This is a genomic window from Shewanella sp. YLB-07 (genome assembly GCF_009377275.1).
Genome location: NZ_VOQB01000001.1, coordinates 537,668 through 555,594 on the forward strand (window position 1 = coordinate 537,668; position 17,927 = coordinate 555,594).

10 protein-coding genes are annotated in these 17,927 nt (G+C 45.3%); all 10 read right to left on the reverse strand.

Annotation, left to right across the window (positions count from 1 at the left end):
• Window positions 1-86 precede the first annotated feature (86 nt).
• Window positions 87-881, reverse strand: a complete 795-nt coding sequence (locus tag FS373_RS02220; RefSeq protein ID WP_152828968.1) for a hypothetical protein — start codon at window positions 879-881, stop codon at window positions 87-89.
• Window positions 882-1,024: 143 nt separating this feature from the next.
• A complete protein-coding gene (locus FS373_RS02225; RefSeq protein ID WP_144049045.1) occupies window positions 1,025-2,005 on the reverse strand; it encodes a GGDEF domain-containing protein in 981 nt (326 codons plus the stop codon).
• A 157-nt stretch (window positions 2,006-2,162) separates the two neighbouring features.
• Window positions 2,163-2,786 carry a uracil-DNA glycosylase family protein gene (locus FS373_RS02230; RefSeq protein WP_144047297.1) on the reverse strand — a complete coding sequence of 208 codons (624 nt, stop codon included), beginning with the start codon at window positions 2,784-2,786 and terminating at the stop codon, window positions 2,163-2,165.
• Window positions 2,787-3,119: 333 nt separating this feature from the next.
• Entirely contained in the window at window positions 3,120-5,231 is a 2,112-nt protein-coding gene (locus tag FS373_RS02235) for an MtrB/PioB family decaheme-associated outer membrane protein (protein WP_152828969.1), read from the reverse strand.
• Between the two features lie 14 nt (window positions 5,232-5,245).
• Window positions 5,246-6,247: a DmsE family decaheme c-type cytochrome gene (locus tag FS373_RS02240; protein WP_144047295.1), complete on the reverse strand. Its 1,002-nt coding sequence runs from the start codon at window positions 6,245-6,247 to the stop codon at window positions 5,246-5,248.
• A gap of 93 nt (window positions 6,248-6,340) precedes the next feature.
• Window positions 6,341-8,350: an OmcA/MtrC family decaheme c-type cytochrome gene (locus FS373_RS02245; RefSeq protein WP_152828970.1), complete on the reverse strand. Its 2,010-nt coding sequence runs from the start codon at window positions 8,348-8,350 to the stop codon at window positions 6,341-6,343.
• 432 nt (window positions 8,351-8,782) lie between these two features.
• The gene (locus FS373_RS02250) at window positions 8,783-11,002 is read right to left on the reverse strand and encodes an OmcA/MtrC family decaheme c-type cytochrome (RefSeq protein ID WP_152828971.1); all 2,220 of its coding nucleotides are present in this window, start codon (window positions 11,000-11,002) and stop codon (window positions 8,783-8,785) included.
• Between the two features lie 508 nt (window positions 11,003-11,510).
• A complete protein-coding gene (locus FS373_RS02255) occupies window positions 11,511-13,670 on the reverse strand; it encodes an OmcA/MtrC family decaheme c-type cytochrome (protein WP_152828972.1) in 2,160 nt (719 codons plus the stop codon).
• 103 nt (window positions 13,671-13,773) lie between these two features.
• On the reverse strand, window positions 13,774-15,663 hold the full coding sequence (locus FS373_RS02260; protein WP_227992511.1) for an OmcA/MtrC family decaheme c-type cytochrome: 1,890 nt from the start codon (window positions 15,661-15,663) through the stop codon (window positions 13,774-13,776).
• A 126-nt stretch (window positions 15,664-15,789) separates the two neighbouring features.
• Window positions 15,790-17,916 carry an MtrB/PioB family decaheme-associated outer membrane protein gene (locus tag FS373_RS02265; protein ID WP_152828974.1) on the reverse strand — a complete coding sequence of 709 codons (2,127 nt, stop codon included), beginning with the start codon at window positions 17,914-17,916 and terminating at the stop codon, window positions 15,790-15,792.
• Window positions 17,917-17,927 lie beyond the last annotated feature (11 nt).

Here is a 17,927-nt window from a genome sequence, read left to right on the forward strand (position 1 = left end):
GATACTTTTATTTACCGCTCTTGTTTGTCCAAAGACTGGGGGCAAACAAGAGCTGGGGCTTTTATTTCACGGTGATATAAATAACGCTATTCAAAATAGTGATTTATTTGCCAGCTAGATGTTGTTCCAGGTTTGGCCACAAGTACACTCAGAGTGTCATTCGATTCTTGTGTGATAACGGCTTGTAACAAGTAGTGACTGGTGTTGCTGTAATCCGGGCTTGTGCCAGAGGGAATAGCGAAGACATTAACTTCAGCCAGATTTTGATCATATTTAATAGGCGCAGACACTTGGTTAAAGGCCAAGTTGAGGGCAATAGCGGTTTGTGCATCAGCATTATAGATATCGATACTGCGGGGCTCTAAGGCGTTAGCGTGAAACAAGCGATAGCTGGCTTGCTCACCTTCGAGCTTGTTGATGCGGATAAGTGACACGGCTTGAGTCGTAGGTTTCTCACCTGTAGCAAGTAGGAACAGGTCTTGTTGAGTATTGCTATAAGTCATGGTGCTTGTGCTGAGCAAAGACTGATTATTGAGCGCGTCTTTTACTGTGAAGCTTAAATTGGCTTGAGTTAGGCCAGTCCAGCCAAAGTTAGATGTTCTTTGTCGCTCTAAATAATCGATATTTGAGGCTATTTCAACTTCATCTATGCCGATATGCTCATAGAAGAGATCGACTTTAGTGGCTAATTGAGTATTAGGAATAAGGTTAATGAAATCAGCATTGAATTGATACGTGCTGCTGTTGCCTGAATTTCCATTTGTCTCTGCTGTGGAGTTTGCGCCGCCACCGCTACATGCCGTGAGCACACTGATTGATAATAGGGTGAATAACCGAGGTAAGTGAAATTGTGCCAGGCGAGAAGATACTACTGATGCCATAAACTTAAGTTCCGTCTAAACTAATCCATATGCAGTAATTTTATATGTGTTACAGGTATTACATCAAGGTATATATCTTGTTGAATCTAACATTTATGGTATTTACCGATGTAATCAATATTATGGGTCTTCTGAATCTCGAGTTAAGACTGAGATTTCTTAGCAAGTTTATTTTGGTACATGTATTCGTCGGCAATTTTTAACAATGATTCGAGATCGGTTTCTTCACCAGGTTTGAGCACGGCATAACCGAATGAGTATTCTATCTCAGTTTTTAAGGAGCAAGCCGATAAATGCTCAGCCATTCTGTGATTGAACAGTTCGACACAGTGCTCGTTTTCAGCATGAATCAATACCAGAAACTCATCGCCGCCCCACCTGGCGACTAAGTCACAGCTTCGACTGTTCACTTTCAGTGTTTTTGCGAAGACTTTTAAGATGTCATCTCCAATTTCATGGCCAAAAATGTCATTGGCTTCTTTAAAATGATCCAGGTCGAAATAAAGCAAAATAAGTTGCCGGTTGAGTCTCTGGGCTAAGTCTTGAGTGCTGAGAAGCAGGTCTTCGAAGCCACGTCGATTATAGATTTGTGTTAATGGGTCGGTATAGCTGAGTGTCAGCAGTTGATTCTCTTTATACAGATGACGAAGGTCACTATCGATCACCTCTTTAATGACTCCAAGCGCATTGATATAGGTTTCAGGGTAATCGGTGGCCTTAGTGTCTAACACACACAGGGTGCCGAAAATGCTGCCATCGGGCCAGGAGATAGGTAAGCCTAAGTAAGAGACATAGTTATCTTCGGTGTATTCTGGGTTATTGCTCCATTGGGGATCGAGCTTGGCGTCTTTAACATAGAGCTCGATCGAGTTTTTGACTACGTGATGACAATAGATATTAGTGTCTAAATCGACACTCCCCGGTTGATAATGTGTCTCTGGTTTTTGTGACGCTATGATGACTTCGATGCCCTTGAGATTAGCTTGATTGATGAAAGTAGCCGGAGCATGGAACATGTCGGCGACAGTGTTTACCAGCCGCTGCCATCTTTGCCAGTCGATCTCCTCTATCTCTAGCTCTAAAATAGATGAGTAAGGGTAAGGAGCACGTGTTGGACTTAGCATGTCACTCACAAATTGACCTCAGATCTTGTGTTATTAAAATTAAGTTTAGCTAAGGCCTAGAGGTTTTGTTGGGTGAGTGGATGTTTATTACTCATTTAAGATAATAGTATGAGGGGCCTAGTCTGTGGAGTGATTCGTTTCAAGTTAAGCATTTAGCTCAACCCTGAACTGTTAATATATCTTTCACCTTGTTTCTGAGTCTTGGAATGACCTCTGCCTCAAACTCTGGATGGCGTTTAAGCCAGATATTATTCCTCGGGCTTGGATGAGGCAGGGCGATGCTTGCTGGCCAATACTCCTGCCAGTTCATCACAGCCTGAGTCACTGACAGCTTATTTTTTCCTTGTTTACTATTCAGGTGATAGTCGATGGCATATTGGCCTAGAATGATAGTCAGCTCGATATGGGCTAACTCTTCAAACAAGGTTTGACGCCAGATCGGCGCACATAATGGCATGGGCGGTTTGTCGCCGGATTTTTTACCATTTCTGATTATGGTGCCGGGAAAACAAAATCCCATAGGTACTATGGCAAACAGGTTTGCATCGTAAAACTGTTCCTCTGTTACACCTAACCAGTCTCTGAGTCGTTTACCACTGGGGTCGTGAAAGGGCGCTCCTTTCTCGTGGGCTTTTATGCCTGGTGCTTGGCCAGCAATTAATATTTTGGCATTTTGCGAGATTTGGATGATAGGCTTTGCAGGCAAAGGCAGCTCAGCCTGACATAAGTTACAGGCTGAGATTTTTGCTTTGAGCTGCAGGAACTTATCAGATGGTTTCATTCATTATATGAGGTCATTGTTTATCGAATCATTATGACTCATCTATTGCGTGAATACTTGCAAGGTTTGTAAGCCAGTTTTTCGAGCTAGAGACAGTGACGCTAATGTCGATGTGAGACAGTTTTAAAAAATAAAAATGCCAGCGACTAATAAGATAGCAGCTGGCATTTATGTTTTAGCTAGGCCCTAGGCCCTAGGCCCTAGGCCCTAGGCCCTAGGCCCTAGGCCCTCGGAACTTCTTACAACCTATAGCTCATACTCAACATTATGAGGTGGGCTGTGGTAGGTCATAGAGTTGGCTGTTTGAGCTTCATCTATAATCTACCCGAGTTTTTACAACCTATAACTCATACTCAACATTATGAGGTGGGCAGTGTAATCGTGGCTGTTTGAACCAAAACTCACTACATTCCAGATACCGTCAGGTGCTATCTCATTGCCAGCATCATTATCTTGGTATTTCTCCATCTTATAATCTAAGCGAAGCGCCATTTTTTCGGTGGCTTGATACTGACCATAGATGTTGATGTTATGGGACTTGGCATAGTAGTCGCCGTAATCTCCGGTGACACCTTGGGTGACCTGAGTATTACTGTCTGAATTTGAATAAGTGTAATCTACGCCTAAACGTAACTTTTTCTCCATCAGGTTGTTATAACTCCAGCCTGCACCGATCACATCGACCTGATCTTCAACCACACCAAACCAGTTTGGCGTGCTGAAGTTAGTGCTACCTGATTGATCTGATTCTATGTTCTGACGGTTATAAAATGCCGTCAATGTCATATCATCGTTGATCAGGTAACTTGCACTGACATCATAACTAAGATCTCTAGATTCAGTTAAACCAATCTGGGTGTCGTTATAGTCATCCAGTGCGTATCGCGTACCTAAGTCGATAGTCAACGCCTCGGTAGGGCTGTGAGTGATACGAGCCTCAACCATGGTGCGTTTGCGATCTGCTAGGTTGTACTTACGTAGCAGGTCGTTAGACTCGTTTGAAGTCCACTCTGATGCTTGGTATTCAGAACCGTCACGCTCGCCATAGCTACCCTTGATCCACATATCCCAGTTTTCGAACTTACTCAGACGGAACTTGCTCCAGAGTGTGTGTTCGTTGGTGGTTTCTCTATCTTGATAGCTACGGTCATCCTGGCGGTAATCATAACCCGCTTCGAGTCGCATACCGCGAGTGATGCGATAGTTGGCACTTAATTTAGCCCTTTGTGTGGTGATGTCATAGGGCGTGTTATAGGCAGCTTGCCCTGTTGTTGAGTCTATGCTTATCTGCGTCCATTCTTCAACGTTAGTCTTGTTGTCACGATCGCTATAATCATAGCTTGCCTTAATACTCACGCTGCGATTTAAGCGGGAGACTAGCTTCAAGTTCACACCTGTCATGTCGACGCGACCATCGAGGGATTCTGCTGGCATCTGGTAACCGTACCCAGAGGTGACAAACGCTTGATCTTGGGTCATTTGTCCGTAATGAACGCGGCCACTCAAGATAGTCTTATCGGCAGTGACTCGGCCCATCAATGAAACCGTATGAGCTTCATTGTCAGGATCTAATGCCATGGTGCCTTGAGTTTGCGCGCCGAACGTTGGGTTAAAGGCGTTATCAAACGTTAGCTGACTATACTGGTTTTTAAAGCTCGAACCTGAGTAGTTAAGTGCTGTGAACCAGTTGTCACCTTTAAGCTTTATACCTGCTTCTACCGTATCTGTGGTGTAATCGACGGGTTCAGCTAACATCATAGACTGGTTATAGAAACTACCAGAAGCTTGCTTAAGTCCGGTCTTATTTTCACGTTGATAATTTAGATAAGTGGTCCATAACTCCTCACCCGGATCAGCATCAAACGTATAGTCGAAACCAAGTCCGGCTCGTTTACGCTTAAGTGATAACTCCATAGGGTTCAGGCTGCTGTATAGCTGAGTCATATCTTGACTCGAACCTGCCGTCTGCCAGTTATCTGGCAGGGTTAGATGGTCTCCACCAACGCCCTGATAAGGTGACATGGCGCTGTCTGTTTTATAGGTGGCAATCTGACGATAGTTAAGGTTCAGGTTGTACTGACCGGATTTACCGGCATTAATATCTAAACGGCCATTTTCCATGCCGAGGTTATCGGCCTCTATGGTGGCGCGGTAACCTGATTCGCTAACATATTTCAGATCTGCATCTAGCTTAGCCGCTAAGTCGTTTTCGGCTGCGAAGGCGTTGGCAGAGCGAATATCATCGCTATTGTTATAGCCCATGCCGACACCGACAGTGCCGTTAACGCCAGTTTCGACAACGCAGCGTTTACACGCCCACTTGTCGAACTTAACCTTGTCGGTATTCGCATCTTGAATACCATAGCCGCCAGCTGCCATTGCCGTGCTGACAAAGCCAGCATTAGCAAGTAGGGCGAGGGTGACTAAATTTAATTTGAATTTCATCTTCTCGACTCCGTTTAGCGCTGAAATAGCTTGCCAGATGGGTGGTTAGAACCATGGATCTGGCTATGGCAGTTCAAACAGCTGCGACCACCAGTGAATGCATTGCCACCTACGGTTGAGCCTTGATCTGTGTTGCCCATGTAGGCACTACTGGAATGACCGTCACTGGCATGACATTGCTGACAAAGCTGAGGAGCACGAGTCTTCAGCATCCCTTCGTTCACCGAACCGTGTGGATTGTGACAAGCGACACAATCTTCAGTTACGGGTGCATGCTCCCACAGTTTTGGGCCGCGCTTCTCGGCGTGACAGGAGTAACATGTCTCGTTAACCGTAGGTTTTACAAGATCTGAGTCGCTCAAAGTGCCATGTGGATTATGACAATCGCTACACACCATTTGGGCCCACTTCATCGGGTGGCTTGAGCGCTTGTTCATGTCAGCTTTTTGCTTGGTGTGACAACTAGTACAGACTTCCATCTCGGTGTTTTTAGACAAAACAGGGTCTTTATCTGTGTGTATGGAGTGACAAGAAGCACAAGCAACGTCGGCATTGTCATGGTGTCCACCATTCCAATCCATACGCTTATCATCTAAGTGACAGCTCATACAGACACTGTTTTGTTTTTCGGCTGACAGAGTCGAGTCTGGACCGAAGGCGATCATTGGCTCGTTACCGCCGCGGTTATGCTTACCAAGAGGGCCGTGACAGGCTTCACATTGAAGACCAGCCATAGGGCTCTTACTTGAATCGATTGAGCCATGGACACCTTTAAACAGATCCATCACTTTTTCAGATTTACGGTGACACATTAAGCAAGAATCGGCGCCTTTAGGGGAGTATTTACCTTCGGCAAACTTCTTATCTAATGTGGCTTCGACTTCATCGGGAGTCATCTTGGCATCCCACTTTGACGCGTGAGCGACAGAAGTCATACCGAGAGACAAGACTGCTGACACTAGCAGTACGGGGAGCACTGACAGTGAAACAGATTTTAGTGTATTAATGATTTTCATATTTGGCTTCCTAATCTGCACAAATTCGCTTGAAAGCAGGGGGAGAGGACTCCCCCTTTCAAACTCTCTATTTATCGTTAAGAGTTGAGCAAATTACATCTTCACCGAAGTGTGATCATTGATGCTTGGGTTGTGACACAAGAAACAGGTTTCAAGTTGGGCTGCATCGTTGGCGGCTTCATAGGAACCGTCGATGATGGCACCTTGACCTTCAGCGTGTGGCTTGAAGCTATCGCTATGACTATGACAAGAGCTACATGTTGCCGCGATAGGTGTGCTGTATTTGCCTGATGAGGTTGCTAACGCACCTTTCACCTTGAAAGCATCAAGGTTGAAGTCGTTATGACACTGACTACAGGTCATGCCTGAAATAATGCCGTAATCACCAGAACTATGTACTGAGTGAAGTTTCATCTCGAGTGCACCTTTGTTGCCGCCACTCATGTAAGTACCATCTGGAGTGTGACAAGCGACACAGCCATCAACACCAACAATCATCTCACCCGCTTCGTTGATGCGGCCTAGCTGCTCTGTCATCACGAAACCTGCATGGTACTCTTGATGTAGCTCCCACTCGGTGCCATGACAGCTTTCACAAGCTGCAAAGTTAACTGAATCTGTGTGACGTACACTCGGTGCTTCACCAGAAAGTGTGCCGTGGGCAAGCTCTGCTTTCATTGATGTGCTATCAACGCCTTCACCACAGGCAAGCAGATCAGTACCGTCGTTGCATAAGGTCAGGCCGATAAAGCTAAATGCTGTATCAGTATCTGCGCCGACTTCACCGTAAGGAAGGTTAGCGATTGTGGTGACAAATTTACCATCAACAATAGAGGCTGCTTCATCGAGGGTGCCATCTTTAACTAGATTAATAAGCACTTTATGCTCACCATTACCAGGGCTTGGGTTGTAGCCCATTATCGGGAAGTTAGGACCCACGTTAGTGATAGATTCCAGTTGCTCAATATTAGTCAATAATGTTGCAGCATCTATTGCGGCGCCGTCAGCACCAGTAATGGTAATGCTGAGTGTGGTATCGCTACCTGAGTCTGTGGCTATCGCAGTAAGGCTTGCTTCCATACCATATTGGTCGATAAGTGCTTTCTTCTCAACGAAGCCACCCATATGAAGCTCTTCTGTCCAACTTGCGTTATGACAAGCGATACAGTTGCTGTTGTCATTTTGCTGAGAGTGACCTTCACCGGCTTTAAAGTCGATGTTAACGTGACAACTTGTACAGGTTTCCATGGTTGGAACGCGCGTCCAGTTGCCCCATTCACTTAGCTCATTGCTACCTTCTTCAGGTGCAATGTGACAGGTTTGACACTTGTCTTGCAGCAAAGCGTGCGCTTTTTCTGCATCTTTAGTGAATTCACCAGTATCTTTGTCAGCTTTATAGCCTTTGGCTGAGTTGTGTACGTTGTGAACCAGGTGAGTGAAGGCCACTTCTGGCTTACCGCGCCCTTCGGCCCACTCTTGGGTATGACAAGATGCACAGGTTTCTGCTGAAGTGTAGCTGTGATAAATTGCTTCTCCTGCAGCATGGCAAGAAGCACAGGTTTCAGTTGAAACTATGTCTTTGGTATAAAGCGCTTGGTAGCCGTCACCTGAGAAATCTTCTGAAAGCTCGGTACGTGGTACAGAAGTTACGCCATCTTGCAGTGTCGATGCACTGGCGATAACGTTGTATCTTTGAGTTAGCTCTGAATTATAGCCTTCAACCTCAATGGTGAAGCTATAGTTGCCATTCTTGTGGTCGGTAAAGGTTTTCTCAGAACCAATTTTCTGCCACTGAGCGCTGTCACCAGCGCCGGTAGAACCTTGTGGGAGAAGCTGGGCAACGGCTTTAACTTCCAAGTCTTTTAAACCTACAACCGGAAGGTCTTCTTCGTTAGTGGCGAAGACTTCAATGGTTGGCATGCCGTCTTGGTAAGTCACCTTAGTCACATCTAAGTTGAGTACATTAACTACATCGGCAGCTGGACCGCCTGGGTTGCCGTCATCACCATTATTACCGTCACTGCCACCACAACCGGTTAAGGCTAGAGATACAGCACTTGCTGCCAATAGCAGCACAAACTTATTATTTATCACGTTCATCATTTTTTCCCTGCATAGGTTTGACATTGGCTCAAGTGCTTGGTCAGCTAAGCTAACCGATTATCATTTAGATGATTTCATTATTAGTGCTACTTAAGTCGATGCTGGAAATATAATTCCCTAGGGGAAGGCTAACGTAATAGGGGGGTGAAATCTGCAAAGCAGGTGTTAATGTGTGACCAAGATCCGCCTATTTATAAAGTGGTAGTTTAGACAGGGGGGAAACGCTATTCCAGATCAATAAATGAGCGGGTTAGTTGATAACTATTCTCAGTTAAGTTGATGTTATGTATGGTAAGTGTTTAATATTTTCTTTTTTTACTTACGCAGATAAAATAAAGGGAGGCTAAGCCTCCCTTTGGGTATAAAAAATGATGGTTTAACGGCTAGAGAGCGAGTGCTAATTCATCATATTTAGTTAGTGCTTGCCGCTGATTAGTTACCGTGAAGTTCCATTAACTTCTCTGGAGAGTGACAAGTTGAACAGGTCTCTTTCGCACGATTTTGAACGTCTTCAGCGCTGATACCATCTAAGATACCGCCGTTTGTTTCGATGTGAGATTTACCAGAATCACTGAGGTATTTCTGGTGGCAGCTCATACATGAACCCGCATCAGAAGAGACCCACATGTCTTCTCCAGTCAACATGTCACCGTAGCGCCATGTACGCTCTGGAGCTCGGCCAAGTTGAATACCGTCATCAGTATGACAGGTCATACAATCGGTTTTTACTACAGTACTCGAACCAACACCTGCATATTTCAGGTAATGTCCTTCAGCTTCATGTGCTTTGTAAGCGAAACTGGTTGGCTTCTTAGCATTAGGGTACTGCTCACTCGCATTACTTTTAGTGGTCTTGTCTGATGTATGACATGTCTGGCAATTCACACCATTGTTGTAGTGATAAATCTCCTGATTGTGGCAACCTGCACACTTAGTTGGGTCGATAATGTCACGACGCGCCATAGGAGCTGTGTCTAAGTCTGCACCTGTGTCACTCCAAATAAAATGGAACGGCTCATCTTTCACTTCAACTTTGCGAACACCTTCAGTTGTACAATCTGTCATTTCCACGACAGGGCGGCCATAACCACCATTGTTGTAACAAATTTTAAGTGCAGACCAAAGCTCAAACGTTTTTCCGCTTGCATCGGCAGGAAGGTCGATACCAGCATAAGTCATCACCCATGCATTAGCTGCAGCGTCATAGATGCCTTCGCTAAGTTTCATACGACGTTTGCTATATGAAGCTTCAGAGTATGAAGGGAAGTCTTTATCGCTGTCCCAAGCCATTACAATACGAGAACCAGTATCGACAAACTCTGCAGCTAATGGCAGGCCATCAGTACCCAGCACTTGAACTGTGGTTGTGAACTTACCATCGCTATCAACACCAATTTCAGAGAATTGTACACTCATCTCTTGGGTTTCATTGTAGGCTTTCATGATATCGCCGTGAGCTTCTTTAGCACTACGTGCATAGCCTTCTTCGATATGACAAGACATACAGTTTTCGTTGCTTGGATCGTGATATGCCTTAGGCATAGTCGTGTGACAGGCAATACAAGCTTGGTTGCTTTGATTGGCTTCGAATAAGTCCGCATTAACTGGTGCATTTTCGCCTGTGACGTGACATGAGGTACAGTCAGCAGCAGGTCCCTGAGGGAACATCACTTTACCGTAATCGTGAACGCCACCACCGTATCCTATAACCTTGTAAGGTGCTGGAATATTGCCATTCTCATCAGCGTCAGGTGAGTCAGGGCTATAAGTTGTTCTGCTATTTCCTTTATGGATAGCGTGGATCATATAGGTGAAGTCGACACTGTTACCACTTTCAGGATCGCCTGAAGTCGCAGTATGACAAGATACACAGTTTTCAAGATTGATTCGACGCCCACCGTGGAACTCTAGGCTATCTGGTTGGTGACAGGTGTAACAGGTTTCGATAGAAACGACTTCACGAGTTTGAATGCCGTCAGTGGTGCCAGTAGATGGCTGCCAATCATAATTTGCATTTGCAGCAAAGCTAGGTAACTCAAGTTCCAATGTGGCACGTTGAGTGTAGTCTGCGTTGTAAATGACTTCAACAGGCGTTGTGACGTTGCCAATATTTTGTTGGAAGGAATAAGTATATGTCCCATCGTTATTATCAACAAAACAGGTTTCGCAATCACTGGCTTTTTCTACATTAGCCTGGAACTGATTCGTTGGGTTAATATCTGATTCACCTTCAGGAACCCAGTCCGGGTTAGGTGATTTTTCAGCATTGATATAGGCTTGCCATTGGTAACCACGGTCGTATTCTGTGGGTACGCCATCTTTGTCGTTCATGGTTTCGGTAACATGTGCAAGCTGAGCGATACCAAAACGCAGATCGTGATCTTTAGTCAGGCCGAGAACGGCAACACCATTATCATTTTCAAGAGTGAAGTCGACGGTGACTATGCCCGCTTCGACAGCAGCATTAGTAAATATCGCATTGACACTCTTAGCCGAGTCTATATTTACGCCAATAGGACCAGGCTTGCCATCTTCACCATCACTACCGTCGCTGCCGCAACCAGCAAGTGCAAGAGAGAGTATCCCTGCACTGAGTACAGCTTTGGCTGCTGCACTCTTTTTTAGATTAAAAGAGTTGAACTTTTTCATCATGATTATTCCCTGCAATAGTTTTAATCATCACTGAGTCACTATTTAAGCGTTTGCTTTATAAGCTTTGCGATATATAAGAGTAATTCTCATTATCAACTTGTTGTTAAACAGCAACTTAGTGTGTGGAATTTATTTCCCTTGGTAAGGCTAACTAAGCAGCGAATTTTTAGCAGTTGTTTTAGCTAGTTTATGTGAACTAGGTCTGACTATTTCTTTAGGGGTAGGTGAAAGAGGGGTTTTCAGCCGTTCTTAAGGATCGGATAAGCTAAACACTCGTGGAAGAGGCTAAATATTTATCAGAGGTTTAGTGTGGGTTATTTGATATTTCGTTGCTATTGGGTGGTGTTCTTAGCCTGAGATGTCAGGTATCTAAATAGTGAATGTTAGAGTATTACTTTTTAGATATAAAAAGCAGGAAGGTTTACTTCCTGCTTCAGATTGCTCAATTAAACTATTTTCGTAGCTCGTAGCTCGTAGCTCGTAGCTCGTAGCTCGTAGCTAAATGTATCTAATACTGAGTTGGATGAACCGCATCGACGCCATTAGTTTTACCTTCGGCGTGACAAGTTGCGCAGCTTTCACTGCCAGGCACATAACTCCCTCTGGTGTCGTTAGCTGCGCCGCCATTAGCCCGTATATGCGCCACTAAAGAGTCTTTTACGCCGTGACAACTGACACAGGTTGCCGCGATAGGTGAGAATTCAACAGCTCCAAGTACTGAGTCCGTTGAAGGTGTCGCGACCATAGCGCTCAAGCCATCCATCTTTAGCTGGCCCTTATCATGACAGACTGCACAGTTGCCATAATGCTCAGGGAAGGTCACAGGATCTTGAGTCGAGCGCTTGCTGGCATGGTGTGCATGAATGCGGACTTTAAAGTCGATATGATCGATAATCGATTTCGAGTCAGCGCCTGAACGAGTGGGGTTATGACACATCTGACACTCACCCTCGAAGTTGCTGTAACTGCCGCTGTGTTTGAAGCCGATGCCAAACTTACCGATAAACTTCTCATCATGGCAATTGGCACAGGTGTCGTTACTGACAACCACTCTTCTGGCCATCACGCTAGTATCACCATTGAGATTGAACGCGACAAGCTCACCGGTGATCACTGCTGGGTTTATAGACTCATGGGTTCCTGTGCCGCAATTTACCCCCATTAGACTGTCTCTATCGACGCACATCTTAGTAGAGACAACACCAGTGGCTGCTTGGCTTTCATCAGGCGTTAACGAGGTTGCACTTGTATATCGATATACCCCATTACTGACCGATGTCGGAGTCATTGAGCGTAAGTCTATTTTTTGTGTTCCTGAGCCAAAGTCTATGTCATTACCAAAGCCAAAATAGAGATTGCTCAATGAGATACGGGCATCGGCATCGGGACTCATTACGGTGGTCGTTAGTGAGCTATCTTTGAATTCTACATCGAAGCTAATCATATCCGTTGCTATCGACACTGACCCTGGCACTAAGCTAGCCGAGTAGCTGTTTTTGGCATTATCTTTTGCTATCGCATCGGTCATATGATGGCCTGCACCTTCCTGGCCTTGCTCGGCATGACAGGTGCTACAAGCATAGTCGGGTTGATACTTATCATGCATTTCAGATTTTATTACTGCGGGATCGCTTGAATCGGAATGACATGAACCACAAGCGAGTGCTCTGTGATGTTTAAAGTTTGCAGCATCGGCTGGCGCCGTTTCGCCTTCGATATGGCAAGTGCGGCAATCGTATATATCGGCAGGGAAGGTGACATCTTGGTAGTCATGGACACTACCGCCATAGCCCACCATAAAATACTCGGACTTGTGGATCTTATGAATCATGTAGCCCATGTCGATAGGGGCCCCCGTTTCTGGATCGCCCGCGTAGCTGGTATGGCACATTTGACAATTTTCGATGGCGTAACGTTTTGAACCATGCATGATGAGCTTTGGTGCCCAGGCGTGACCATAATTATCACTGTGACAGCGCAAACAGGAGTCTTCTAAAAACTCGACCGTGCGCGTGTCCTCTGCACTGACCATCTCACCCGATGAAGGTAAAAAGTCATAATGGGTATTAACCAGCTTCTTGATGTCGCCATCGGCGCGCATCTCCATGGTGACCCTATGAGTTAGGCTAGTATCAAACGTCAGGTCTAAATCACCTACAGATTCAACTGCACTGAGGTTGAGCTGGAAGGTATAGGTATATTCACCCGCAGAAATCTTCTCGACACACTCTTGTTTACAACTTCCCTCAAGAGATGGCTGGATCTGAGGCCCTGCCATCTCTTCATATCCGGCGGGAATATTCTCGGAAACCGGTTCGACCATATTATTGATATAGTTGATCCACTGGGGTGTTTTATAACCTTTGCCGCTTTGAGGAAGCAGCTTGGCTATCCCCATGCCTAATGTGTCGACGCCTTCATAGGTATCAAAGTCTGTGATGGCGACACCATTGGCATTTTCAACACTGAAGCTGACTGTCACTACACCATCCACAATGTCGACTGCACTAATGTTAGTGACTAGCTCATTGGCTTGGCTAACTGAGAAGCCGACTTCTCCGTCTTGTCCATCTTCACCGTCTTTACCATCACTTCCACAGCCTAGTAGTAGGGCAGAGCAGGTCAGTGCGATAACGCTTAGCTTCGAACCTTTTCTTTTGATATCCATAAGTTGCGTTCCATTATCTATACATCATCTCGGGTTGAGGCACTCACTCTTTTATCTGACAGAGTTTATTGAGTGCCTCACTCTTTGTATTCATTCTGTATTGCTACTTTATTGGATGGACTGTCAGTACGTCCGCTGTAGCCCCTTGTCCATGACAGGTTGCACAGCTCTCTGTACCAGAAGTTGCATCTTCCTCGGTCCCCATAAATACAGCGCCTTGCTGAGTCATATGATTTGCGGCATTTGTACTGGAGTGACAGTCGCTACATATTGCAGCGGTAGCACTGGTGAATGTGCCATTGTCAATTGAAAGGGGTTGTACAGCGTTACTCAGCGGCAGTGCTGCAGTTAGGGTTCCTGTATCGTTACTGGTATGGCATTGAGCACAATCACCTATTTGACCTGGATAATTAAGATCTTCAAAACCTTCACGTTGTGAGCTATGTAAACCGTGAATAAGATGCTTAAAGTCTGCGGTTGCAATCGAGGGATTAACAGCACTGGCATCAGCCATCATATTATTGTTATGACATAACTGACATTGTTGCTCCAGGTCGTTACGAGAACCATGAAAATTGAGGGCTTGATCGCCATGACAGCTTCCGCAGGTAGTATTAGTGACAACAATTCGTCTGCCTTCATCCGATATAGAAGCGATTGAGAAGAATTGATGGCTGGATTTTATATTAACGCTTGAAAATTGTTCATTGGCGCAATCACCAAGCATTCCTTCTGAGCTACAAAGTTTACCTTGAATAGCTAAGGTTCCGTGGTCTGATTCGCTTCCCGATGGAACTGTTAGGTCAGTAATGTCATAAGTGTAGATACCTGCACTGCCTGACTTTGGCGGTATTTCTTGTAACTTGATTGATTTTGCCGAACGAGTGGCATAATCAAAGCTTGTTCCCCAGTTAGCTACTACGCGTAAATCAGCCACAAAGTTAAGTTTATCAGCGCTATCTGTGTAAACCTCCCCAGTGACAGGGTTAGAGAGTCTTAGTGAAAAAGTGACAGTCGTGCCTGAGAGGCTAGCAACGGTTATTTGGGCATTAAATTGTGCTAATGCCTCATCGTTACCACCATCATTATGTACACTCATGGTCCAATCGGGATTATGACAAGCCACACAATTGCTGTTATCGACTTGGGCTGGATGCCCTTCACCTGCAGGAAAGTTGATATCGGTATGACATGAACCACATGCCTCCATACCTGGCACACGGGCCCAGTTCATATTTTCAGTCAATGTTTCATCATTGGCATGACAAGTCTGACAATCTGCCAAGGAGCCTGGGAAGCCGGTTAAATGTTTACCGTGTATCATCTGCGGGAAGATATTGTCATTGCTACTCACTTTTCCTTCACTATGACAGGTCACGCAAGTTTCGACTTCGTTGTACTTACTACCGTGAAAAGCGAGATCCTTGTGACAGGTGTTACATGTCTCCATGGTGATCAAATTACGAGTGTAGGCGGCTTCACCTGAATCTTGCCAATCGAAATTTTGGTTAGTTGTTGGTAATGCTGTTCCGTCAGGTAAGCTATCTCCGCCAATCTTAATGACTATGCGTTGGGTGGCTCCTGGCAAATAGCTCATCTCATTCATGCCATCGAAAGCAGCACTGAAAGTATAGGAATACTTTCCATTCTTGTGATCGACAAGCTCGCCTGTACAGCTGCTTGTGCAGCTCTCAGAGGTAAAGTATTGCCACTGACTGCTGTTTCCGGCATTGGTAAAACCTTGGGGAAGAAGCTGAGCTGCAATATACGTTGAGCTAGGTATGCCGACGATGGGCTCATCGTCTTGGTTGTTGACGCTGTAATTCACCGTGGCTACGCCATGAGTAAAAATGACTTCATTAACCTCGACGTTAAGTGAAGATATATCGGTAGCAGGAGGACCGCCGGGTTCTCCTGAGTTACCGGGCTCACCGTCATCACCACCACAAGCCGTTAACAGTAAAGCAAGGATAAGCGGTGCTGCATTTTTCATGTCAAATACACATATTAGATTTGTAATTAGTTTCATCATCTCTTCCTTGGAACATGCTCACACACTGACTTTCCCAAAAAACGTGCTATTAATAAGTCGTTTAAATCTGATGTTTATCGCTAATGTTTATAGCTGGTAGCTCAATGTCACCCCGAAGTAATGCGCATTGTAGTCATGGCTGAGATCACCAAATATCAATACATTTGGGATGGAGTCGACGCTCATCCCTTGGTTACTCCAATCGGCATCTTGGTACTGTTCAAAAATCCAGTCAAAGCGTATACCTATTGATTCACTCATTTGGTAATCGGCGAATGCATTCACATTATGGCTGGTGGAGAAGTATGCGCCGTAAGGGGTTGCCAAGCCTTGGGTGACCTCGGTATCGCTTTGGCCATCTGAATAGTTGTAGTCGACCCCCAGAGATAACTGCTTATCCAATAGGTTTTGATACAGCATCCCAAGGCCTACGATAGTGGATTGCTCATCAGCAGTTGCGTACCAGTTAGGAGCACTGAAATTGCTGCTGCCGGCTTGCTCGCTATCACGCCAGTCCTGATTGAGAAAAACGTTGAAACTGAGGTCTTCATCGATCAGGTATTGGCCAGAAATGTCATAACCGGAAGTGTCGACATCGGTTAAGCCTATCTGGGTATCGGTATAATCTTGTTGGCTTAAATGTAGATTCGCTGAGGCAGAGAAAGATGCAGAGCCAGTGTAATTTGCCGAGAGTTTATATTCCTGATGTTCTCTATCTGCAAGGTAGGTTTTTCTCAGTAATGGATTGCTGGGACTATCAGTTCTACTGACCGGCTTGTATTCACTACCGCTTCTATCTTGCGCTTTTGCTTTAAACCCAAATGACCAAGCGTGAGAAGGTCGGTAGCTCAAGCGTCCATATAGGCTGGACTCGTGTATGGTTTCTCTGTCCAAATCACTATAATTGTTATGATCATATTCATAACCCACATCGAGATAGACATTACGGCTAAATCTGTATTTAGCGGCAAGCTTGGCCTTTTGACGTGTGCGATCATATTCAGGATTTGTTGCTGCCCCGCTAAAATAACTGTCGGTGATCACCTGAGGGTAGTCATTCACTTCAGTTTTATTATCCCTGTCTTTGTAGTCGTAACTGGCACGTAAGCTTAATTCACGGGTTATGCGCCCCGAATACTTAATGGTCATCTCAATCATATCGACTTGACCATTTAAATTCGCTGAAGGTAAGTCAGGAGAAGGGCCGTTAATTGTAGCGGGTAGGAATGTTTGTTCTTGGGTGAAGCGACTGAAACCTGTGTGCATTAAAATTTGTTGGCCATTGTCGCTAAATTGCGCATTGCCCGCTATTCGGTAGGCCTTGTTATCTGGTGTCGTAGCACTTTGACCCGAATAAGCCGCACCAAAGGTTGGGCTAAATGCTGAATCCCAGCTTATTGCATCATGATCGTTATTATAGCGGCTAAGCATGGTATCTATGCCCGCAAGCCAACCATCGCCATTGAAGTAGATTTTTGCGCCTAGATTATCGATGGAGTCATCGATAGGTTGTGCCAACATGGCACTGTTTGTTAATAAGTTACCACTAAAGGCACCTTGTCCTGAGCGCTCTTGGTGCTGGTAATCCAGCTCAGCTTTATAGAAATCACCTTTATAATGTGCATCTAGGGTCAGGCTATCACGCTGGGTCATAAGCTCAGCTTGCCTGACGCTATCGATTAGCGAAATCATTTGTCCAGTAGTGGCACCAGTTTGCCAGTCTTCGGGGAGAAGCATAGCATCACTGTTAACCATATAAGGTGTCAGAGCCCTGTTAGTATCGTAATTAGCGATACCTCGATATCCGAAAGCGACTTCATATTGCCCGGGCTTGCCGGTGGTCAGCGTTGCACTGCCGTTGTCATAACCTAGCTTGTTCGCTGCAATTTCGGTGCGATAGCCTGATTCGCCTTTTAACGTCACATCGGCATCTAAGTGGCCGACGAGTCCGTCTTTGTCTGTTCCAGAAGTATTACCGAACCGAGGATCTGAGCCATCATTATAGGCAAGTCCTACGCCGATACTCCCTTGGGTGTCAGTTGAAACCTTGCAACGCTTACATTGCCACTTCTCAAGTTTTAAACTGGTACGATTAACTTGTGCTAGGCCGTACCCATCGGCTATTGCGGGGGAAAAAACACTCGTCATGGCGATGGCAACTAAGCTCATTTTTATCGTGTGTTGCGCTAGGGTATTCATAATATGTGTTTTCATTATCTATTCCC